The organism is Sphingomonas sp. MA1305 (assembly GCF_016107325.1).
GTDB lineage: Bacteria > Pseudomonadota > Alphaproteobacteria > Sphingomonadales > Sphingomonadaceae > Sphingomonas.
In genome coordinates this window covers 964,086-986,203 of record NZ_RCVT01000001.1, presented here as the reverse complement: position 1 = coordinate 986,203, position 22,118 = coordinate 964,086, and the positions used below count along the sequence as shown (strand labels likewise).

The window sequence follows — 22,118 nt, the reverse complement described above, 5'->3', positions numbered from 1 at the left end:
CGGCAAGCAGTCGCCGCCATGCCGCGTCCGCCGTTTCCGATCGCCTCGCGCCTGATCGCGCTGCTGCTGCTCTGCATGCCGGCGCTCGCCACGGCGCAGGTGCCGACTCCCGCCGACCTGACCCGCCAGATCGCCGCGGCGGGCGACGACGTCCATGCCGTCGATCGGGCGCTCGATTCACGCGTCGATCCGGCCGATGTCCGCGCGCTGCGCGACCGCGCCAGCGGCGCGCAGCAGAATGCGCAAAGCGCCGCCGACCAGCTCGACGAGCAACGCGCCCTGCTCGACGCCCGCATCGCCCAGCTCGGCCCTGCCCCCGCCGCCGGCGGCGAGGCGCCCGACATCCACAGCCAGCGGCTGCGCCTTACCCAACAGCGCAGCGTGCTCGACGCCGCGGTCAAGCGCGGCCATCTGCTCGCCGTCGAGGCGCAGCAGTTGCTCGCCGAGATGGATCGCAGCCAGGCGGAGGAGCTCAGCGAGCGCTTCACCGCCAAGGCCCCCTCGCCCGTCTCGCCGGACTTCTGGCGCCAGATCATCGTCAATCTGCCGCGCGACCTGCGCCGCATCGAGCTGTTCCTGTCGCAGGGGTCGTTGCAGGTCCGGGCGCAATGGCGCGGCGGCCTGCCCTGGCATGCCCTCGCCGGTGCGCTGCTCGCGCTGGTGCTGCTCTTCCCCGCACGGCTCGCGGCCCGCGCGGCGGTGCAGCGGATGCTGATCGAGGATGCGCCCGGCCGGCGCGTCCGCCGCTCCGCCAATGCGATGCTGCGGGTACTGATCGGTACTTTGTTCCCGACGCTCGCCGCCGCCGCCTTCGTCCAGGGATTGCGCTGGTCCGGCCTGTTGCCGCAGCGCTGGAGCGGCCTGCTCGACGCCCTGGTCGGCGCGACCGGATTCACCGGCTTCACCATGGCGATCTTCGGCGCCTGGCTGATGCGCGGCCAGCCGTCGTGGCGGATCGCCCCGCTCGACGACGACACCGCCAACGGCCTGCGACCGCTGACCCGCCTGCTCGCGCTGGTCGCCTTCCTCAGCCTGATGCTGCAGGCGTTCAACACCGCAGTCGGCGCCAGCGGTGCGGCGCAGATCGCCGCCCAGGCGGGCGAGGCGCTGATCCACCTGCTGCTGATCGTCGCGACCCTGCTGGTCGTCGCCCGGCTGCGCGCCCGCCGCGCCGGCACGCCGGACCAGGGCAGCACCGGCACCCGCGCCGGCCTGGCCGCAGCGACGCTCTTCGCCTGGATCGTGGTCGCCGTCGCGCTGGCGGCGCTGCTGCTCGGCTACATCAGTCTCAGCCTGCTGATGGCGCAGATGATCGCCTGGGCGGCGGTGCTGGGCTGTAGCGTCTATCTGCTGATGGCTGCGGTCGACGACCTGTCGACCAGCCTGTTCCGCCGTGACAGTCCGCTCGGCACCACCCTTGTTGCCGGCCTCGGCATTCGCGGCAGTGCGGTGGACCAGTTCGGCGTGCTGCTGTCGGGTGTGCTGCGGTTGGTCATCGCGATATTGGCGATCGGCATGCTGCTGACCCCGTTCGGGGCCGGGGCCGGCCTGTCGGCGATCTTCGGCCGCATCGGCGTGTTGGCGCAGGGCGTCCAGGTCGGCGGCGTCGCGATATCGCCCTGGGCGATCCTGCGCGGGCTGGCGGTGATGTTCGTCGGCCTGGCGCTGGTGCGCGCCTTCATGGGGTGGCTGGAAGGCCGCTACCTGCCGACCACCGATCTCGACGGTTCGGGCCGCAACTCGGTCAGCCTGATCGCCCGCTACGTCGGTGTCGCGCTGGCGGTGATCTGGGCCCTCGCCTCGCTCGGCATCGGGGTGGAACGGATCGCGCTGCTGCTCTCGGCCCTGTCGGTCGGCATCGGTTTCGGCCTGCAAGCGATCACACAGAATTTCGTGTCCGGCCTGATCCTGCTCGCCGAACGGCCGATCAAGATCGGCGACCTCGTCCGCGTCGGCACCGACGAGGGCGACGTCAAGCGGATCAGCGTCCGCTCGACCGAGATCGAGCTGGCCGACCATTCGACGCTGATCGTCCCCAATTCCGAACTGATCACCAAATCGGTGCTCAACAAGACGCTGAGCAACGCGCTCGGCCGCATCCAGCTGCAATTCTCCGTGCCGCTCGGCACCGATGCCGATGCGGTGCGCACGCTGGTGCTGCAGACCTTCGCCGCCGAGCCGGCGGTGCTCGACGCGCCCGCCCCCGCCGCCTTCGTCGACGGCATCGCCAACGACCGTATCTTGTTCAACTGTTTCGCACATGTCGCCAGCGCGCGGGCCGCCTATCCAGCCCGCAGCGCGATCCTGCTCACCCTGCTGCGCGCCTTTCGCGAACGCGGCATCGACATCGGCACCGTGCCGCAGAAGCTGGAGATCGTCGGCAGCGCAGCGGAGCCCCAACCGCCGGCCTGAGGCGTGGCCGCACGACGTCGTCACAAATAGGTAATCGATACTTCACCAAATTGTCCTGCTCCCTTCGTAGCGCGCGGCATCGGCCGCCGCGGTGCGGCCCTGGGGGAAGATCATGACACTTCATCGGTTGCTCGCCGGCGCCTCCGCGCTTGGCATGTTCGTTGCCACCGCTGCCGCGGCGCAGGAGGCGCCCGCCGCCAGCAACACCGCCTCGTCGCAGGACGCGGCGCAAGCGGACGTACAGACCGATGCCGACATCGTCGTCGTCGGCACGGCGCAGGGCGAGAAGAAGGCGATCGAAGCCAAGCGGCAAGCGGACAATGTCGTCGAGGCCCTCTATGCCAACGACGTCGGCAAGCTACCCGACCAGAATGTCGCGGAGGCGGTGCGCCGCCTGCCCGGTCTATCGGTCGCCAATGATCAGGGCGAGGGCCGCTACGTCATCATCCGCGGCGTCAATCCGAACCTCGTCAACGTCGTGCTCAACGGCCTGACGCTGCCCGCCCCCGAACCCGACGGGCGGCAGGTCAAGCTCGACGACATCCCTTCGGCGCTAATCAATTCGGTGATCGTCACCAAGTCGCTCACCCCCGACCAGGACGCCAATGCGATCGGCGGCGAGGTCAACATCCGCACGCTCACCGCCTTCGACCGCAAGGCACCGCTGTTCGCCGACGCGCGGGTGCAATACGGCTCGTTCCACCTCAACGGCGAGCATCCGTACGAGGGCGACGTCCAGGTCGGGGGCCGCTTCGGCCGCGACGAGCAGTTCGGCGCAGTGCTATCGGTCAATTATTCGCGTCGGCCGATCGAATCAGAGAATTTCCAGGGGTCGACCAACTGGCGATCGGTAAGGACGGCCGCCGGATCGACGGTGCCGAGCGTGCTGCTGCCCGACCAGGCGGGCCTGCGCGACTATAATCTCGTGCGGACGCGCAAGGGCGTGGTGCTCAATCTCGACTGGCACGCAACCGATGCGGTGAAGCTGTTCCTGCGCGGCACGCTATCGCGCTTCGACGACAACGAAACGCGCGACCAGTTCATCATCGACAACGAATCGGCGGTCACCGCGAACAGCGCGACGACGGGCACGTTCCGCGGCCGCGGCAGCGAGCGCGTGCGACGCCGACAGGAGGTGGACAACACCAAGTCGGTGCAGGGCGGCGGCAACTTCCGCTTCGGCGACGCCGCACTCGACATCGCCGGCGCCTGGACGCGCGCACAGAAGCGCGATCCACTGCGCTCCGAATACAATTTCCGGACGGGCGGCAGCGCCCTCACTGTCAATTACGACGTGTCGGACACGCCCTACAATTTCATCCCGACGGTGCAGCCCAACGCCAATCAGACCGCCTACGGCCTCAACAGTGTCAACTACGACTATCGCAACGCGGTCGAAACCTTGTGGCAGGGCCGTGCCGACCTCACCCTGCCCTTGTCCGTCGGCAGCGACAGCGCGATCAAGCTGGGCGTCAAATATCTCGACCGGCGCAAGACCAACGATCGCGATTACCTGACCTATGGGCTGACCAGCGGGCGCACCTTCACGCTCGCCAACGTCTCCTACCTCGGCGACACGAGCTTCTACGATCGCTACACTTTCCCGGTTCGCGTCGGCTATGACACGGCGCAAGCCTATATCGCGGCGAACCCCGGCATTATCACCGCGAATATCGCGTCCAGCCGCGCCAACAGCCTCGCCAACGACTACGACGTGCACGAGCAGATCTGGGCCGGCTATGCGATGGTGACTGCGCATCTCGGCCCAGTGACCCTCGTGCCGGGCGTGCGCGTCGAGCACACGCAGGACCGCACCAAGGGCAAGCTGATCACGGCCAACACGGCGCTCAACAGCGATTACAATGCGTTCGGGTCGAAGAATTACACCAATTGGTTTCCGGGCCTGAACGCCAAATGGGAGGTGACGGACGGGCTGATCGTCCGCGCCGCGGCGACCACGTCGCTCGGCCGGCCGAATTATCCCGACCTCGCGCCCTATGCGCTGATCGACCAGACGACGTCGCCCAATACGGTGACGCTCGGCAATCCCAATTTACAGCCGTACAAAGCGGTCAATCTCGACAGCGCGATCGAATATTACCTGCCGGGTCAGGGCCTGATCTCGCTTGGCTATTTCTACAAGCATATCGACGATCCGATCTACACCGGCTCGACGATCAACGTGAACGGCACCTATGCCGGCCAGGCACTGACCGGCGTGACGGTGACGCAGGCGACCAACGTCGACAGCGCGGTGCTGCAGGGTTTTGAGGCGAACCTGCAGGTCCGCTTCACGTTCCTGCCCGGCGTGCTCGATGGCTTCGGCATCGCCACCAATTATGCGCACATCACCGGCCACGGGGAGGGCAATATTCCCGGTGGCCGCAGCGGACGCTTCCCGCTGTTCCTCCAGTCGCGCGACGTCGGCACGGCGCAGGTCTTCTACGAGAAATACGGCGTCGCGATCCGCGCCGCCTATTCGTTCCGCTCGAAATATCTCGACACGCTCGGCACGACGGCGGCCACCGACCAATATACCGACACCAACGGCCAACTGGATGCCAACGTCAGCTACGAGGTGACGCCGCAGCTGACCTTCTTCGGCCAAGCGCTCAATCTCACCGATGCGCCGTGGCGGCGGTTCATCGGCGCCAAGCCGCTGTTGGTCGAGCGCGAACGCTACGGCTACAGCTTCCGCTGGGGCGCTCAGCTGCACTTCTAGGAGAGGGTTGGCGATGACGAAGACGATTTTTCTGGCAGGCGCCCTACTCGCGGCGACGCCGACACTGGCGCGTGAGCCGGCGGTACCGGCCGGATTGCGGGTCGATCGCGTCGTGATGCTGATGCGACACGGCGTCCGGCCGCCGACCAAGGCACCGCCCATGCCCGCCGGCACCGCGATCGAGCGCTGGCCGGACTGGCCGGTCGCCCCGGGCTATTTGACGCCGCACGGTGCTGCGGCGATACGGCGCGTCGGCGGTTACGATCGCACCGCCTGGACGGCGCTCGGACTGCTCGCGCGCTCCGGCTGTCCCAAGGTGCGGATCGTCGCCGACAGCGACCAACGCACGATCGAGACGGCACGTCACTATGCCGCCGCGCTCGTGCCCGGCTGTACCATCACCACGGAGCATCGCCCTCAGGACGTGGCGGACCCGATCTTCTCGCCGATCGACGAGCGGGCGACCACGTTCGACGCAGAGGCCGCGCGCAAGGCGGTGCTCGCCGCGGCGGGGCCCGGCGGGATTGCGGCGGAAGAGCGCCGTCTCGCTCCGTTGATCGAACGGCTCGACACGATCCTGTGCCAGCGGGCCAAGCCGGACTGCGGCGTCGCCGCCAGCGGACCATCCGACCTGGCGCCCGCACGACCGGGCAAGCGCCCGAAACTGACCGGTACGCTCGACCGCGCCTCGACCGCAGCGCAGATCCTGCTGCTCGAATATGCCGAGGACAAGTCGATGCCGCAGGTCGGCTGGGGTCGCGCCACGGCGGGGGACATCGCGTCGCTCTCCGAATTCCACGCGGTCGAATTCCGGCTGCTGGCGCGGCCCAGCTATGTCACCCGCGCCAATCTTGCGCTGATCGCCCCGCTGATCGCCGACGCGATCACCAAACCCGACGGTGCGGTCATCACGATGTTGTCGGGGCATGACACGAATGTCGCCAGCCTCGGTGGCCTGCTCGATCTCCACTGGCAGGTGCCCGGTTTGGCCACGGACGATCCCAGCCCGGGCGGTGCCATCGTGTTCGAGCGGCTCACCGACCGGTCGGGAAAGCACTATGTCCGCGCCCTCTATCGATCGCAGACGGTGGATCAGATCCGCGACCTGACCGCGCTGACGGGCAAGGCGTCACCCTATGTCGCCGTACTGCCGATCGCCGGCTGCAGCGCCCGCGGCATCAACGGCCTGTGCAGCGCCGAGCAATTCGCCACCGCGCTGGCGGTGCAGCGCTGACAGGGTTGGGGCGGTCGGCCGCCCGCGTTCTCAGAGCGGTTTGAAGCCGCCGATGCCGCGCAGATACTGGACCCGGATGGTGGTGACGGTGACCCCGTCGCCGGCATCCACCAGAGCCTGTGAAAAGGGCGGTCGCGAGCGGCCAATCGTCCCATTGCCCGGGAGGCCGACGCCGTCATTCCAGATGGAGAATTTGTCTTTGCCCGTGCGGTTGTGCCGCAGCAGCAGCGCATAGCGGCCGGCGCGCGGCAGCTGGACGCACATTGCGAACGGGCCGGTGCTCGGCGGGGTCGCGCGCGTCCGCCGGAACGTCTTGCCCGACGCGGCGAGTTCGGTGTCGTCCTTGAGGAAATCGGCCTCGTTGGCGGGATAGAGTTCGAGCCACATCTGGCCGCGACGATCCTTCAGTCCTTCGACATTGACCTGCACCGCGGGGCCGTGGCCGGTGCGGCAGATGGCGGCATCATCGCCGACCGGCTGCCCCGCCGTCGGCTCAACGGCGACTAGCGCGGTGAACAGGAGCGAGGCGGCGAAGCTGAGGCTGAAGGTCGGGGTCACGACAAGGCTCCGAGGGCGGCTGCATTCCTATCATAGACGACGCCGTCCGGTGCGACCCGCAACACGGTTCACCGCACCGCAAGCCGATCCCGGCGCACATAGGCCAGCAGATGACCGTCCTCGCGAGGCGCCCGCAACACGAGGCGATAGTCCGCCCGCAGGGTCGCCGCGACCTGCCGCTCGCTGTCCGCGTTCCACGGCGCGAAGGGTTCGTCCATCGTGACGATCACCGGCGGCCGACGGGCGAGGATGCGTCCGACCTCCGCCGCTTCGTCGATCCCCGTGGCGCCACGCTCGGGCTCGTAGGCGAGGGTCGACGGAAAGGCATAGGGCGTCGGCGTGCAGGCGTCGGCGAGCAGATAGAGCACCGAATCGCCGGCGAAGACGAAGGGACAGCCGTCCCCATCATAACGGCGCATGACCTGCGCCACGGCCCGAGCCGATGGGGCGTCGGTCGGCACGAACGCCACCCGGGCGACGAACAGGATCAGGCCGTAGGCGAGCAGGGCGACGATCGCACCGCGATGCCGGCCGAGCACCGGCGCCGCGACCATCGCCAGCGGGATCATCAACGGCAGCGCATAATGATCGAAGAAGGCGCCGATCATGGCGAAGGCGACCAGCGCCGCCGCCAGCCAGCCGAAGGCGATCAGCGTTGCGTCGGTCCGCGGGCGCCGGCGCCAGGCGACGATCGCGCACAGAATGAACGGGAGCAGCTGCGCGCCCGTCCCGGCGAGGCGCGCGGCGATCTTGGCCGCGGGATAGCCCCGCCGCAGCGCGATCGAGGCAAAGTTGGAGAACCAGAAGGCGGCGAACACCTCCGAGCCGCGCCAATAATAAGCGAGGATGACGAGCAGGGTCGGCATCAGGCCAAGCACCGCCCAGAGCAAGGCCGCCCCAACGATCTGGAGCAGCGATCCACCGGCACGCCGGCCATACCAGAGATGGACGAGACCGAAGAACGCCCCCTCGACCACCGGCGTATATTTGGTCTGGATCGCCAACCCAGCGAGTAGGCATGCGGCGGAACCGTTGACGACGATCGCGCCGACCCGCGCGCGCCGCGCCAGATCGGGCAGCCGCAGCGTCAGCACCGCCGCGGCCGCGGTGAACAGATTGTAGAAGACCGGCGACTGACCGCCCCGCCCGCTGAGCAGCGACAGCCAGAGAATGTAGGCGACCCCCGCCGCCAGCGCGCCCGCCGACGTCGCGCCGAGACGCCGCCCGCCGGCCGTCACCAACCAGGCCGTCGCCGCCGCGAACAGCGTCGCGACCAGTTGATAGACCAGGATCGGATCGCCCGGGATCAGCCGGATGCCGGCGAAGATCAGAAACAGGCCGACCGGCTTGCGATCCCATAGATCGATATAGGGCACGGCGCCCTGCAGCATCCGGCTGCCGACCAGCAGATAATATTGCTCGTCGACGTGAATCACCGGATTGCCAAAGTCCCGACAGCGGATCGCGACGCCGGCGGCGAGCAGCCACAGGAAAACGATCGCGCCGCCCGATCGGGGGGACGCGGCAGCGGGCGCAGAAGAATGGTGAGCCGTCATGGCCGCCCGGTAGCGTAGCAGCGGGCGGCGGTCATGGGCGATCTCAGCTGTCTTCGTCCGATTGTCGCCGCCTAACCGTCGGAAAGGATTTTTTAATCTGAACCGCTGCGGGAACTGTGGATCGGCATCGTCTTGATCACGGGCGAGATAGCGGATGTCGCTCGGACCGTGGGGACGGTCCGGTTGAGCGAGCCGCCAGCGGGAACGTGGCATGTACTTGAATTTCGATCAGGATGTCGGTCTTGCCAGCGAAGGCTGGGTCCGTCGGGCGACACCCGCCTGGACCGTCCTGATCCCCTTCTTCAACGAAGCCGCCTTGCTGGCCGACACGATCGCCAGCATCGCCGCACAGACCGTGCCGCTGACGCTGATCCTGGTCGACAACGGCTCGACCGACGGCAGCGCCGATGTCGCCCGTGCCGCGATCGACCGCCACGGCCTCGACGCGATCGTCGTCACCGAACGCCGGGCCGGCAAGGTCGCCGCGCTGCGCACCGGCCTCGGCTGGGTCCGTACCCGCTTCGTCGCCACCTGCGACGCCGACACGCTCTACCCGCCGCATTATCTCGCGGAGGCTGAGCGGCTGCTGCGACGTGACGGATGCGTCGTCGCCGGCGCCTATTTCGTGGCGCCCGGTGCCGATCAGGCCGCACTGGATGCCGAGGCGCGCAAGATTCTCTCGGCCGCCCGCGCGCTGCCGCGGCAGTGCCATGCCGGTGGTGCTGGCCAGGCATTTGATGTCGCCGCACTGCGCGCCGCGGGCGGCTTCGACCCGGACATCTGGCCGTTCATCCTCGAGGATCACGAGGTGATCCACCGCACGATGACGCAGGGCGGGATGCTCTATTCGCGTGACCTGTGGTGCATGCCGTCGCCCCGCGAACGCGACCGCGAATCGATCCGCTGGACGCTCTTCGAACGCTTGGTCTATTCCGCCACGGCGCCGTGGGCAGGCAGCTGGTTTTTCTACAATTTCCTCGCCACACGGTTGCAGCGCCGGCGCCTGTTGAGCAACAAGATCCGCGAGCGCGCCTATCACGATCTGGAAGGCCCGGCCTTTGCCACGACTCATCCTGTGTGCTGACGATTTCGCCTTCTCGCGGGGCACCAGCGAGACGATCGTCCAGCTTCTCGCCGCAGGCAAGCTGAACGCCACCAGCTGCATGACCGTGATGCCGGGCTGGGCGGAGGATGCCGAGCTGCTGCGCGACCTGCCGCCGCATGCCGAGGTTGGCCTGCACCTGACGCTGACCGGCGAGACGCCATTGACCGCGATGCCCGAAACCGCACCGGACGGCGTGCTGCCGGAAATCGATCCGCTGTGCCGGCTGGCCGCGCGTCATCTCGTCGCCCTGGATGAAATCGCGCGCGAGGTGCGGGCGCAGTTCGATGCGTTCATCGGCGTGCTGGGCCGCCCGCCGGCCTTCGTCGACGGCCATCAGCATAGCCATGCGCTGACCGGCATCCGCGACGTGGTGCTTGCCGAAACCGCCCGCCGCGCGCCCGAAGCATGGGTGCGCGATTGTACCGACACGTTGCCCGCGATGCTGGCGCGTCCCTTTCCGGGAAAGGCGATCGGCAGCGCCTACCATTGCCGAGGACTGCGGCGCGACGCCGCCCGTCATCGTCTGCGCTGCAACCGCGGCTTTGCCGGTCATTATGATTTCGCCAGCAATTACAACGTGATGCTGCCAAAGTTCCTGCGCCGGCCGGGCGACATGCATCTTGTCATGTGCCATCCCGGCGCGGGCCGGCGCAATGGCGACGCGATCGCGGATGCGCGCCCGCGCGAGGCAGCGGCCTTGCAAGCCGCGTCGATCGCCGACATGGCTGCTGTGCAGGGGCTCAGCTATCCGGCCTGATCCCCCGCGGGGCGCGACGCGAGCGGGAGCAGGATAGACTTTGTCGGACAATGGGCTTCGCGGGATCTTCCTCACGCAACGGCCGATGCTGTTGCGGATGCTGACCGCACGGCTCGCCAGTCGGGACGATGCGGAAGACGTGCTGCAGGACATGTGGCTGCGCCTCGACCGGCTGGCCGCCGAGCCGGTCGCCCAACCCGCCGCCTTCCTCTACCGTATCGCCGCCAATCTCGCCACCGACCGCCGCATTGCCAGCGGCCGGCGCACCGCCCGCGACGCCGCCTGGCTGGAGACGCAGCCGGCGGCCCACGAACTGCCGGACATGGAGCGGCAGCTGGTCGCGCGCAGCCAGTGGCGCGTCGTCGAGGCGGCGATCGCGGACATGCCCGAACGCATGGCGACCGCCCTGCGCATGTTCCGCATCGAGGGCCAGCCGCAGCGCGCCATCGCCGAAACGCTGGAGATCAGCGTCAGTGGCGTCGAGAAGCTGCTGCAGCGCGCCTATCGAATAATTCACGACCGCCTGCAGCAAGTCGATGAGGATCATCCGGGACCGCGTCGTCTAGGAAGTGGAAAGGGCGTGGATCGTGCAGATTGACCGCGAGACGATGATCGACACGGCGATCCACTGGCATCTGCGCCAGGCGGAGATGACCGACGCCGAGTGGGAGGAATTCACCCTCTGGCTTGAGGCGGATGCGGCGCATGCCGAGGCGTTCGACCAGGTCGCGTCGCTCGACGCGCTGATCGACGTCGCCCGGTTTCCGCCGCCGCAGGATCTGCGCGCGGCGAACGACGATATGCCCATTGTCGCCCCACGGCGGCGATGGGGCTGGATCGCGGGCGGCGGCGCAGCGGTCGCCGCGACGCTGGCCGTCCTCGCCACCAATTTCGCCGGCACCACGACAGATTCCAGCTATGTCGTTGCCACCAAGGCGGGCGAGCGGCGCACCGTCGCGCTGGCCGACGGCAGCCGGATCGAGATGAGCGGCGGCAGCCGCCTGCGTCTCGACCATGGCGACACCCGCATGGCCTCGCTGGAGGCGGGCGAGGTGACGCTGCATGTGCGTCACAATGCCGAGGCGCCGTTCACGCTTCAAGCCGGCGACCTCGCCGTGCGCGATCTCGGCACCGTGTTCAACGTCGCGCGGACCGGCGAACGGACCGATGTCGCGGTGGCCGAGGGATCGGTGATGCTCGCCCCGACGGATGCCCGCGTCGTCCTTGCCGCCGGTGACGCGGCCAGCGTCGCCAGCGGGCAGATCGCGCGGAGCAAGGTGTCGCCGGCCTCGGTCGGCGACTGGCGCACGGGTCGCCTCAGCTTCGATGCGGTGCCGCTGCGCCGTGTCGCCGAACGGCTGGCGCGTCTGTACGGTTTCCGGCTGTCGCTGGCCGCGGACTTGTCCGAAAGGCCCTTTACGGGCATGATCGCGATGACGGGGATTGCCGATCGGGACGTTCCGCATCTGGCCGATCTGATCGGGGCGACGTGGCGGCGTGACGGCGACACATGGATATTGGCTGGCGAGGCGGTTTCCGCCCGCTGAGCTGCGCCGTCGCCGCCTAGTCGGCGTCCGTACCGTCACTTTCCCCATATTGGCCGGCCTACTGACTGTCGCCGCGCCAGTGATTGCCGCGGCACCGCGCGACGTGCCGGTCGCCATTCCCGCCACCACGCTTGATCGCGCGCTGACCGCGCTGGCGGTGGCGAGCGGGGTCGAGATCATCAGCACCGAACCGGGGCTGCACGCGATCCGGACGCGCGCGCTCAGCGGCCCGATGCCGCTGCGCCGGGCGCTGGCGGCGATGCTGGCCGGCACCGTGTTCAAGGCGGAGCCGACGCGCGGTGGCGGCTTCCGCATCGTGCGTCGTCGCACGCCGCAGATGGTGGCGCGGCGCCAGGCGGCGCGTGCCGCCTATCACCCGCAGCCGACCGATGCCGCCGGCCACGATATCGTCGTCACCGCCAGCAAACAGCCGGTGCCGCTGCTGCGCTATCCCGGCAGCCTGACGCTCGCCCTCGGCGGGCCGACCCTGCCCAATGGCGGGGTCGGCGAGGTCACCGATCTGTCGCGCACCATGCCGGTGATCCAGAGCACGCAGCTCGGCCCGGGCCGCAACAAGCTGTTCATCCGCGGCATCGCCGACAGCAGCTTCGCGGGCACGACGCAATCGACCGCCAGCGTGTATCTGGACGATGTCCAGCTCAACGCGTCCGGGGCCGATCCCGGCTTGCGCCTCTACGACATCGCCAGCGTCGAAGTGATGGAGGGGCCGCAGGGCACGCTGTACGGCGCCGGTGCGATCGGCGGCGTCGTGCGGTTGACCACCAACGCACCCGACCTGCGTCGCGCTGGCGGGATGGTGGCGGCCGGGCTGGTCGCGACGGCGCATGGTATGCCCGGCGCCGATCTGGCGGCGATGCTCAACGTTCCGGTGACGGACACGCTCGGCCTGCGCGCGGTCAGCTATGTCGCGCGGGACGGCGGCTATATCGACGATCCCCGGCGCCGCCTCGCCGACACCAACGCGGTCCGTACCGACGGCGGCCGTTTGGCCGGACGCTGGCAGCCGGATGGTGGCTGGCGGATCGATGCCAGCGGCGCGATCCAGACGATTCATGCCCGCGACGGCCAATATGCCGAGCCCGCCTTCGGTCCGCTTGCGCATGCCGCCCTCGTCGCGCAGCCGTTCGACAGCCAGTTTCTGTTCGGACGGCTGGTGGCGACCCACGATTGGGAGAGCGGCCTGGCGCTGTTCGTCTCCGCCGGTGCGGCGCGGCTGACGACGGCGGACACGTTCGACGCGACCGCGCCCTCCCCGCGCGCGTTGCCGACCCGCTATCATGCCCAGAATGCCAAGACTTTGCTGTCGCAGGAGGCCCGCCTGTCGCGCGCGCTGCCGGACGGGCGGCAGTGGCTGGTCGGCTACACGCTGATCAGCGACAAGTCGATCCTCAGCCGTTCGGTCGAGGCGCAGGGCCGCGAGGCGGACATCGTCGGCGTCAGCAACGTCACCCGACAGGCTTCGGTGTTCGGCGAGGCGACCCTTCCCGTCACGCCGGCGCTGGCCCTCACCACCGGCCTGCGCTGGACCGCGGCGCGGGTCGATGGCGAACCCTCGAGCACACCGCGCGGCGGCAGCTTCATCCGCGGCCGGTCGACCCTGCGCTTCGATCCGACCGTCGCCCTCTCCTACCGGCTGGCTTCGCGTCTGGCCGCCTTCGCGCGCTTCCAGACCGGCTTCCGCACCGGCGGCCTTGCCGTGGCGCAGGGGATCGGCCGGGTAGCGAACTACAAACCCGATTCAATCGTCACCGGCGAGTTGGGCTTGCGCCGCCTGCGCAGCGGCACCACCGGCCTGGCCCTGTCGACGAGTGTCTCGACCGCCTTCTGGCGCGACATCCAGGCCGATCTGATCAACCGGCGCGGCGCGCCCTACACCAGCAACATCGGCAACGCCGTGATCCATACGGTGGAGGGCACCGCCGACTGGGTGCCGATCGCCGGCCTGTCGCTGACCGGCGCGTTGCTCTACACCGAAAACCGGGTGTCCGGCGAGATCGCGGATCAATCTCGCCTCGCCAATCGCCGCCTGCCCGACACGCCGCCGCTCGCCGGCAATGCCGCCATCGCCTATGCCTGGAACCGGGATGCGATGTGGCGGCCGCGGATCGGCGCGACCGCCGCTTACGTCGGCCGATCGGTGCTGGGCACGGGCGATCTGCTCGATGTCAGCCAGGGCCGCTATTGGAGCCTCGGCGTCTCCGCCGGCCTGCGCTGGCGCAATCTCGATACGACGCTTGGCGTCGACAATCTGACCGACACGGCGACCAGCCGCTTCGCCTACGGCAACCCTTTCAGGCTGGCGATGCGTGACCAGACGACGCCGCCGCGTCCACTCAACGTCCGGCTCGGCATTACCGCCAGCTGGTGAGCATCTGGAAAAGTCTGCGCGCTTCGACTATGTGCGCGGGCCTCCCATGGCAACGAAACTTCCTCTCCCGCCGCGGGTCGGCATGGTGTCGCTCGGCTGTCCGAAGAATCTGGTCGACAGCGAACGCATCCTGACCCAGCTCCGCTCTGACGGCTATCAGATGTCCGCCGACTATGCCGGCGCCGACGTCGTGCTGGTCAACACCTGCGGCTTCCTCGATTCCGCCAAGGAAGAGAGCCTGGAGGCGATCGGCGAAGCGATCAAGGAAAACGGCCGCGTCATCGTCACCGGCTGCATGGGCAAGGAAGCCGAGGCGATCCGCGCCCGCTTCCCCGACGTGCTCGCCGTCACCGGCGCGCATCAATATGAGCAGGTGGTCGAGGCGGTGCATGCCGCGGCGCCGGCCAATCTGTCGCCCTACCTCGATCTGATCCCCGACGCTGGCCTGAAGCTGACGCCGCGGCACTACAGCTATTTGAAGATTTCGGAGGGCTGCAATCACCGCTGCTCCTTCTGCATTATCCCGAGCCTGCGCGGCGACCTCGTCAGCCGCCGCCCCGACGCGATCCTGCGTGAAGCGGAGAAACTGGTCGCCGCCGGCACCCGCGAGTTGCTGGTGATCAGCCAGGACACCAGCGCCTATGGCATCGACATCCGTAAGGAGCCGCGGCTGTGGCAGGGCCGCGAGGTCGTGCCGCACATGACCGATCTGGCGCGCGAACTGGGCCGGATCGCGGCGTGGGTGCGGCTGCACTACGTCTACCCCTATCCGCACGTCGACCAGGTCATTCCGCTGATGGCGGAGGGGCTGGTGCTTCCCTATCTCGACATTCCGTTCCAGCATGCTGCGCCGTCGGTGCTCAAGCGCATGAAGCGCCCGGGCAACGACGCCAAGGTGCTGCAGCGCATCCATCAATGGCGCGAAATCTGCCCGGATATCGCGATCCGCTCGACCTTCGTCGTCGGCTTCCCCGGCGAGACGGAGGAGGATTTCGACTATCTGCTCGACTGGCTCGACGAAGCGCAGCTCGACCGCGTCGGTGCCTTTCGTTTCGAACCGGTCGAGGGTGCGGCGGCCAACGCTTTGCCCGATCCGGTGCCGGAAGAGGTCAAGGAAGAACGCTACGCCCGGATCATGGAAAAGACCGCGGCGATCTCGGCCGCCAAGCTGAAGGCGAAGATCGGTCGCACGCTGCCCGTGATCATCGACGAGGTCGGCGACGAGGGCGCGACGGGCCGCAGCCAGGCGGATGCGCCGGAGATCGACGGCCAGGTCTTCCTGCGCGATGCCGCCCATCTCGCGGCCGGCGATATCGTGCCGGTGGTGATCGAGGATGCGGACGAGCACGACCTGTACGGCGTACCCGCCACCTGACACGCGGGACTTACGGTTAACAAAGTCGCCATTGCGCGCACGGCCGCTTTCTGGTTCCGTGCCGCGATGCTTCGTAGCCTGATCGTCGCCGCCCTCGTCGCGGCGCCCGCCCCCGCCCTCGCGCAAGCGCTCACCCCCGACGAAAGCGCGAAGATCGAGAAGATCGTCGCCGACACGCTGCGCGACACGGGCGTGCCCTCGGCCTCGGTCGCCGTGGTACGCGATGGCCGCATCGTGCTGGCCAAGGCCTATGGCAAGCAATCGGAGACGGCCGGGACCGCCGATCCGAAGGCGATGTATCAGATCGCCTCCATCTCCAAGCAATTCACCGCCGCGGCGATCCTGTTGCTGGAGGACGAGGGCAAGCTCAAGCTCGACGACCCGGTCAGCAAATACGTCTCCGGCGTGACCGAGGGCGATCGGATCACCATTCGCCAGCTGCTCAGCCACACGTCCGGCCTGCGCGACTATTGGCCGCAGGATTATAGCTTCAAGGCGATGGCGACGCCGGTCACGCCGGGCGAGATCGTCCGGCGCTGGGGATCGGAGCGGCTCGACTTCCGGCCCGGCGCGCAATGGCAATATTCCAATACCGGCTATGTCGTCGCCGGCATGATCGTCGAGAAGGTGTCGGGACAGCCGCTGCTGGCGTTCCTGCAGCAGCACGTCTTCGCGCCGCTTGGCATTCGCGCGATCGACCAGGACAAGGCGGTCGGGCCAGGCTTCCCCCAGGGGTACAAGCGCTATGCGCTCGGCCCGGTCCGTGTCGAGACTCCCGCCGCGCCCGGCTGGCTCTATGCCGCCGGTGAGCTGGCGATGAGCGCTGAGAATCTGGCGAAATGGGACGTCGCGCGGATCAACCGCTCGCTGTTGCCGGCTGACGACTGGCAGGCGCAGGAAACGGAGGTCAAGCTGAACGACGGCTCCGGCACCGGTTACGGCCTGGGTGTCGACGTCGGCGTGCGCGACGGCCGGCCGATCGTCGAGCACGGCGGCGAGGCGGTCGGCTTCCTGTCGGAGAACATCGTCTATCCGAAGGATCGGGCGGCCATCGTCGTGCTGACCAACGCCTGGTTCGCCGACGCCCAATCCCGCATCGCCAATGGCATCGCCAAGGTGGTGCTGCCGGCCCCCGCCGCCGCCATTCCCGGCGATGCCGAGGCGCTGACGCAGGCGCGCAAAGTGTTTGACCAGCTGCGCGGCGGCACGCTCGATCGCGCGCTGCTGACCGAAGACGCCAATTTCTATTTCACCCCGGCGGCGCAAGCGGATTACCGCACCAGCCTGACGCCGCTCGGCGAGCCGACCGGCTTCACCCAGGTGGGCCGCGCGCGACTGCGTGGCGGCTTCGTCTATCGCGGCTTCCGCGTCACCTATCCCGACCGCACCTTGTCGATCGCGACCTTCGCGCTGCCCGGCGTCGGCCAGCCGTTTGAACAGTTTCTGGTGAGCCCTGCACAATGATCGATTTTGCGCCGCTGCTGCAGCCGGATCGCGGCCAGACCGCGCGGGCGATCCATGTCGTCCACCCCGATGCCTATGCCGATTGGCTGTCCCACCAGCCGGTCCGGGTCCGCACCGCGGTGGCGGCGCACGGCCTGACCGGCAAGGCCGGCGACCGGGCGGTGCTGCCCGGCGAGGCGGCGGACGAGTGGGCGATGCTGCTCGTCTGCAACGAAGCCCTTGATTCACCCTGGCGGATCGCATCGCTGGCGTCGACGCTGCCGGCGGGGACCTATCGGCTGGCGACCGGCGAGGTCGGCGCGGCGGGGCTCGGCTGGCTGCTCGCTCAGCATCGCTTCGACCGCTACCGCAGCGGCGCGCCGGAGGCCGGCGCTCGCGTCCTGCTGACCACCGAAGCGGCGGCGATCGACGAGACGGTGCGCCTCGCCACGGCGACCGCGACCGTCCGCGACCTGGTCAACACCGGCGCCTCCGATCTCGGCCCGGCGGAACTCGAAGCCACGGTCGAGGCATTGGGGCGCGAACATCACGGCCGGGTCACGGTGACGCGCGGCGAGGCGTTGGCGACCGGCTATCCGATGATCCACGCCGTCGGCCAGGCCGCGGTCAAGGAGCGCGCGCCCCGGCTGATTGAACTGGAATGGGGCGATGCCGGTTATCCACGGGTAGCCATCGTCGGCAAAGGCGTGGTGTTCGATACCGGCGGGCTCGACCTCAAGCCGTCGGCCGGCATGCGGCTGATGAAGAAGGACATGGGCGGCGCCGCCCATGCGATCGCACTGGCCGGGCTGGTGATGGCGGCGCGGCTGCCGGTGCGGTTGCACCTGCTGATCCCGGCGGTCGAGAATGCGGTGGCAGGCAACGCCTTCCGCCCCGGCGACGTGCTGCGCAGCCGGGCTGGCCTGACGGTGGAGAACACCAATACCGACGCCGAGGGCCGGCTGATCCTGGGTGACGCGCTAACCCGCGCGGGTGAGGAAAAGCCGGAACTGATCCTCGACTTCGCCACGCTGACCGGCGCTGCGCGGGTCGCGCTCGGCCCCGATCTGCCGCCGCTCTTTACCGACGATGCCGCGCTGGCGGGCGATCTGCTCGCTGCCGGGGAAGCGCTCTATGACCCGTTGTGGCGCCTGCCGCTGTGGGACGGCTATGACGAGATGCTGAAATCGGACATCGCCGATCTGGTCAACGCGCCCGACGGCGGCTTTGCAGGGGCAATCACGGCCGCGCTGTTCCTGCGCCGCTTCGTGCCCAAGGGCACCGCCTGGGCGCATATGGACGTCTTCGCCTGGCGCCCTGCTGGGAAGCCCGGCCGGCCGAAGGGCGGCGACGCTTATGGCCTGCGCGCCTGCTACCAGCTGCTCAAGAGCCGTTACGCCGGGCATTGAGTTCGTCGTCGCCGGGGATGTCCCATTCTTGGTCGCGCAGCACCGTCGACGGCACCGCTCGGCCATCGGCATCGCGCCACGGCCGGTAGCGGAAGCGCGTCTCAACCGCGCGGCAGGTGATCGCATCGATTTCCGCGCTGCCGCTGCTGCCGACGACGCGACAGCCGGTGGCGCGGCCGTCGACGCCGACACGGTACCGCATCCGGACGACGCCGTGGAAGCCTTGCTCCAGCGCCCAGGCCGGCACGTCCCGACCCTTGACGTCGCCGCGGATCAACACCGGCGTCCGTTCCCAGCCGCTGCCGTCACCATCCCCGTCGCCGCCTGCACCATTGCCGTTGCCGATGCCGCCCGCCCCCGTGCCCGGACCGCGCCGGTCGGACGCACCGGACGTCGCCTGCGCGCCGATATTGGGCAATGGCGCGACGATGATCGGCGGCGGCACGGTGGCGATGATCGGTACGGGCGCGGTCACTTCCGTCGCCTTGGAACGCAAGTTCGGCGGTGATGCCTTGCCGCTCGGCCGGTTGACCTTGCGCGGCGGCGGCACGATCCGCGGGGGCGGCGGCGGATCGGGCAGTACGGCGAAGGTCGCCAGCCCATCCTGCACGACCGCCGGCAGAGCAGGCGCGCCGAGGCCGCGCAGCAGCACGACCCCCAGCGCACCGACCACCAGGGCGGTCAGCGCCGCCGCACCCGCGCGTTCCCTAAAGCGTTGTTCCGGCACCGCCATCACGACGAGATGATGACGCCGATCGCCTTTCGCAACGCTGACCGGCCGCTCAGACGGCGGCGGCGGCGCGGATAATCGGCACGAACTTCGCGGCGGTCAGGCTGGCGCCACCCACCAGCGCCCCGTCGACGTCGGGACAGGCCAGGATCGCGCCGGCATTGTCGCCCGTCACAGAACCGCCGTAGAGGATGCGGATGCCGTCGGCGGCGTCGCCGACCAGCATGCGCAGCTTGGCGCGAGCGATGGCGTGGATCGCCGCGATTTCGTCCAGCGTCGGGGTCCGGCCGGTGCCGATCGCCCAGCGCGGCTCATAGGCGAGCGTGAACCAGCTGCCGTCCGCATGATCGGGCACCGATTTCTCGATCTGCGCCTGCACCACGCGTTCGGCGCGATCGGCGTTGCGCTCCGCCTCCGTCTCGCCGCAGCAGGAGATGACCTGCAGTCCCTGCCGCCGCGCCGCCGCCGCCTTGGCCCAGGCATCGTGGCTGGTCTCGCCCTGATCGGCGCGGCGTTCGGAATGGCCGACGATCGTGAAGCGGGCGCCCGCCTCCTGCACCATCGCGGCGGAGACGCAGCCAGTATGCGCGCCATTCTCCGCCTCGTGCACATCCTCGGCGCCGATCGCCAGCCCCGGCACGCGCTGCGCCGCCGGGGCGATCAGGGTGAAGGGAACCGCGACCGCGACATCGACCGTCGCCGCCTCGCCCGCGGCAGCGGCGATCGCGTCGAGCTCGCCGAGGCTGGCCAGCGACCCGTTCATCTTCCAATTGCCCGCCACCAGCTTGCGCCGCATCGTCATCGGATCCCCCTGTCTGTTCTGTCGCTATCGTTATGTCGGCCGGCGATGGCGCGCCGCGCGCTTGATGGCAAGCCGTCGTCCCCCTAAAGCCGTCTCACTACTGTCCAGGGACGATCGGCCACTTCATGCTCAGCTTCTTTCGCCGGATCATCAATTCCAAGGCCGGCGTCATCGTCACCTTCATCGTGCTCGGCATCATCGCGCTCGCCTTTGCGGCCGGCGACGTCACCGGGCTGCGCACGGGCGGCGGCGGGCTGACCGGCAATACCGTGGTCAAGGTCGGTGGCCAGAGCGTCACCACCGCCGACCTCGAAAGCCGGATGCAGAGCGAGCTGGAAGGGGTCCGCCAGCAGCAGCCGACGATCACCATGCCGTCCTTTCTGGCCCAGGGCGGGCTAGAGGGCGTGCTCGACCGCCTGGTCAACACGCTTGCGCTCGAGGAATTCGGCCACAAGCAGGGCATGGTCATCTCGAAGCGCGCGGTCGACGGCCAGATCGCCAGCATCCCCGGCCTGCGCGGGCCGAACGGCCAGTTCGATCCCGCCATCTACCAGCAATTGCTGTCGCAGCGTCGCCTGACCGATGCTCAGGTGCGGACCGACATCGCCCGCGACTTGATGTCGCAGCAGTTGATCCTGCCAACGCAGGGCGCAACCCAGCTGCCCCAGCAAGTCGCGCTGCAATATGCCTCGATCCTGCTGGAGAAGCGCGAGGGGCAGATCGGCTTCATTCCCGCCGCCGCCATGGCGACCGGCGCCGCCCCGACCGATGCCGAGATCCAGGCGGCTTATCGTCGCAACATCGCGCGCTACACCGTGCCGGAACGACGCGTCGTCCGCTACGCCCGCGTCGACGCCGATACGGTCAAGAGCCGAAGCACGCCGAGCGATCAGGAGATCGCTCAGGCCTATGCGCAGCAGCGGCCCCGTTTCGCCGCAACCGAAAAGCGCGACGTGACGCAGGTCGTCGTCCTTGATCAGGCCGGCGCCAACGCTCTGGCGGCCAAGGTGAAGGCCGGAACGCCGCTTGCCGATGCAGCACGCGCCGCCGGCCTCGAACCGCTGACGCAGACTGGTCTGACCAAGGACGCCTATACGAGCGCGTCCGGCGCAGCCGCAGCCACGTCGGTCTTCGGCGCCGTCAAGGGCGCAGTCGTCGGGCCGGTGCGTGGCACGCTCGGCTGGATCGTCGCGCGGGTCGACAATGTCGTTCAGGTGCCAGGCAAGACGCTGGAGCAGGCCAAGCCCGAAATCGTTGCCGAACTGACCAAGCAGAAACTGCAACAGGCGCTCGGTGCGGCGCATGACGCGCTCGACGACGCGCTTGCCAAGAATGCGACCTTCGACGAGGCGGTGGCCGACCAGAAACTGGCGGCACAGCAGACGCCGGCGCTGCTCGCCAACGGCACCGACCCCGACTCCCCCGCGACGCCGGCCAATCCCGCCTTGGCACCGATTGTCGCCGCCGCCTTCCAGATGCAGGATGGCGATCCCGCGCAGCTCGTGCCGGTCGGCCAGGATGGCAGCTTCGCCGTCGTCGCGCTGAGCCGCGTCGTCGGCGCCTCGCCGCGTCCGCTCGCGCAGGTACGCGACGCGGTCGTCGCCGACATCCGCGCCGACAAGGCCCGCGCCGCCGCGCGCGCGATCGCCGCCGACGTCCTCGCCAAGGTCAATCGCGGCACGCCGCTCGGTCAGGCGCTGGCCGGTACCGGACGGACGCTGCCGCCGAGCCAGCCGATCACCGCGAGCCGCGGCCAGCTCGCGTCCAATCCGCGCGGGGCGCAGCCGGGCCTCGTGCTGCTGTTCAGCATGGTGCAGGGCACCGCCAAGCTGCTCGAGGCGCCGAACCGTGCCGGCTGGCTGGTCGTCAAGCTCGACCGCATCACGCCCGGCGACGCCAAGGGCAACACGCAACTGATCCAGGGCACGCGCCAGGAGCTCGGTCGGATCGTCGGCCGCGAATATGTCGACGAATTCGCCCGCGCGGTGCGCAAGGAGGTCGGCGTGAAGACCGACACCGGCGCGCTAGCCCGCGTCCGCAGCGCGCTGACCGGCGCCGGTCAGGGCGCCGGCAACTGAC

The 22,118-nt window shown here is 69.0% G+C and carries 16 protein-coding genes; 12 read left to right on the top strand and 4 right to left on the bottom strand.

Annotation, left to right across the window (positions count from 1 at the left end):
- Positions 1–18: 18 nt before the first annotated feature.
- From D9601_RS05050 to D9601_RS05040, 3 genes are all read left to right on the top strand, one after another.
- Positions 19–2,412: a DUF3772 domain-containing protein gene (locus D9601_RS05050; RefSeq protein WP_198352780.1), complete on the top strand. Its 2,394-nt coding sequence runs from the start codon at positions 19–21 to the stop codon at positions 2,410–2,412.
- Between the two features lie 112 nt (positions 2,413–2,524).
- On the top strand, positions 2,525–5,134 hold the full coding sequence (locus D9601_RS05045) for a TonB-dependent receptor (RefSeq protein WP_198352779.1): 2,610 nt from the start codon (positions 2,525–2,527) through the stop codon (positions 5,132–5,134).
- Positions 5,135–5,147: 13 nt separating this feature from the next.
- Positions 5,148–6,368, top strand: coding sequence for a histidine-type phosphatase (locus D9601_RS05040; protein WP_198352778.1), 1,221 nt, complete (start codon positions 5,148–5,150; stop codon positions 6,366–6,368).
- A 30-nt stretch (positions 6,369–6,398) separates the two neighbouring features.
- Here the strand turns inward: D9601_RS05040 and D9601_RS05035 are convergent, their stop codons facing one another.
- Positions 6,399–6,926 (bottom strand): DUF2141 domain-containing protein, encoded by a 528-nt coding sequence (locus tag D9601_RS05035; RefSeq protein WP_198352777.1) that lies wholly within the window; start codon positions 6,924–6,926, stop codon positions 6,399–6,401.
- Between the two features lie 68 nt (positions 6,927–6,994).
- Positions 6,995–8,482 (bottom strand): ArnT family glycosyltransferase, encoded by a 1,488-nt coding sequence (locus tag D9601_RS05030; protein WP_232473821.1) that lies wholly within the window; start codon positions 8,480–8,482, stop codon positions 6,995–6,997.
- 211 nt (positions 8,483–8,693) lie between these two features.
- Here D9601_RS05030 and D9601_RS05025 point away from each other — a divergent pair, with 211 nt between their 5' ends.
- From D9601_RS05025 to D9601_RS04990, 8 genes are all read left to right on the top strand, one after another.
- A complete protein-coding gene (locus tag D9601_RS05025; protein ID WP_198352776.1) occupies positions 8,694–9,566 on the top strand; it encodes a glycosyltransferase family 2 protein in 873 nt (290 codons plus the stop codon).
- Positions 9,541–10,344 (top strand): ChbG/HpnK family deacetylase, encoded by an 804-nt coding sequence (locus D9601_RS05020; protein WP_198352775.1) that lies wholly within the window; start codon positions 9,541–9,543, stop codon positions 10,342–10,344. The genes D9601_RS05025 and D9601_RS05020 overlap by 26 nt, the downstream gene beginning before the upstream one ends.
- Before the next feature lie 40 nt (positions 10,345–10,384).
- Positions 10,385–10,942, top strand: coding sequence for an RNA polymerase sigma factor (locus tag D9601_RS05015; RefSeq protein WP_198352774.1), 558 nt, complete (start codon positions 10,385–10,387; stop codon positions 10,940–10,942).
- On the top strand, positions 10,932–11,891 hold the full coding sequence (locus tag D9601_RS05010) for a FecR family protein (RefSeq protein WP_332837898.1): 960 nt from the start codon (positions 10,932–10,934) through the stop codon (positions 11,889–11,891). The genes D9601_RS05015 and D9601_RS05010 overlap by 11 nt, the downstream gene beginning before the upstream one ends.
- The gene (locus D9601_RS05005) at positions 11,842–14,280 is read left to right on the top strand and encodes a TonB-dependent receptor (RefSeq protein ID WP_332837897.1); all 2,439 of its coding nucleotides are present in this window, start codon (positions 11,842–11,844) and stop codon (positions 14,278–14,280) included. Before D9601_RS05010 ends, D9601_RS05005 begins: the two co-directional genes overlap by 50 nt.
- A 46-nt stretch (positions 14,281–14,326) precedes the next feature.
- A complete protein-coding gene (gene rimO, locus D9601_RS05000; protein WP_198352773.1) occupies positions 14,327–15,655 on the top strand; it encodes a 30S ribosomal protein S12 methylthiotransferase RimO in 1,329 nt (442 codons plus the stop codon).
- Positions 15,656–15,721: 66 nt separating this feature from the next.
- A complete protein-coding gene (locus tag D9601_RS04995; RefSeq protein WP_198352772.1) occupies positions 15,722–17,119 on the top strand; it encodes a serine hydrolase domain-containing protein in 1,398 nt (465 codons plus the stop codon).
- A complete protein-coding gene (locus D9601_RS04990) occupies positions 17,116–18,507 on the top strand; it encodes a leucyl aminopeptidase family protein (RefSeq protein WP_198352771.1) in 1,392 nt (463 codons plus the stop codon). Before D9601_RS04995 ends, D9601_RS04990 begins: the two co-directional genes overlap by 4 nt.
- Here the strand turns inward: D9601_RS04990 and D9601_RS20005 are convergent.
- On the bottom strand, positions 18,482–19,240 hold the full coding sequence (locus tag D9601_RS20005; RefSeq protein ID WP_198352770.1) for an energy transducer TonB: 759 nt from the start codon (positions 19,238–19,240) through the stop codon (positions 18,482–18,484). The two genes, D9601_RS04990 and D9601_RS20005, sit on opposite strands and share 26 nt — an antisense overlap.
- A gap of 49 nt (positions 19,241–19,289) precedes the next feature.
- Positions 19,290–20,033 (bottom strand): triose-phosphate isomerase, encoded by a 744-nt coding sequence (gene tpiA / locus D9601_RS04980; protein ID WP_443024714.1) that lies wholly within the window; start codon positions 20,031–20,033, stop codon positions 19,290–19,292.
- Positions 20,034–20,164: 131 nt separating this feature from the next.
- On the opposite strand from tpiA, the gene D9601_RS04975 reads away from it, so the two are divergent.
- A complete protein-coding gene (locus D9601_RS04975; protein ID WP_198352768.1) occupies positions 20,165–22,117 on the top strand; it encodes a peptidylprolyl isomerase in 1,953 nt (650 codons plus the stop codon).
- Position 22,118: the final 1 nt, after the last annotated feature.

What these genes read in the sequence shown, in the direction of transcription:
- D9601_RS05050 (WP_198352780.1), top strand. Translation starts at nt 19, where the DNA reads ATGCCGCGTCCGCCGTTTCCGATCGCCTCGCGCCTGATCGCGCTGCTG.
- D9601_RS05045 (WP_198352779.1), top strand. Translation starts at nt 2,525, where the DNA reads ATGACACTTCATCGGTTGCTCGCCGGCGCCTCCGCGCTTGGCATGTTC.
- D9601_RS05040 (WP_198352778.1), top strand. Translation starts at nt 5,148, where the DNA reads ATGACGAAGACGATTTTTCTGGCAGGCGCCCTACTCGCGGCGACGCCG.
- D9601_RS05030 (WP_232473821.1), bottom strand. Translation starts at nt 8,482, where the DNA reads ATGACGGCTCACCATTCTTCTGCGCCCGCTGCCGCGTCCCCCCGATCG.
- D9601_RS05025 (WP_198352776.1), top strand. Translation starts at nt 8,694, where the DNA reads ATGTACTTGAATTTCGATCAGGATGTCGGTCTTGCCAGCGAAGGCTGG.
- rimO (WP_198352773.1), top strand. Translation starts at nt 14,327, where the DNA reads ATGGCAACGAAACTTCCTCTCCCGCCGCGGGTCGGCATGGTGTCGCTC.
- D9601_RS04995 (WP_198352772.1), top strand. Translation starts at nt 15,722, where the DNA reads ATGCTTCGTAGCCTGATCGTCGCCGCCCTCGTCGCGGCGCCCGCCCCC.
- D9601_RS04990 (WP_198352771.1), top strand. Translation starts at nt 17,116, where the DNA reads ATGATCGATTTTGCGCCGCTGCTGCAGCCGGATCGCGGCCAGACCGCG.
- D9601_RS20005 (WP_198352770.1), bottom strand. Translation starts at nt 19,240, where the DNA reads ATGGCGGTGCCGGAACAACGCTTTAGGGAACGCGCGGGTGCGGCGGCG.
- tpiA (WP_443024714.1), bottom strand. Translation starts at nt 20,033, where the DNA reads ATGCGGCGCAAGCTGGTGGCGGGCAATTGGAAGATGAACGGGTCGCTG.
- D9601_RS04975 (WP_198352768.1), top strand. Translation starts at nt 20,165, where the DNA reads ATGCTCAGCTTCTTTCGCCGGATCATCAATTCCAAGGCCGGCGTCATC.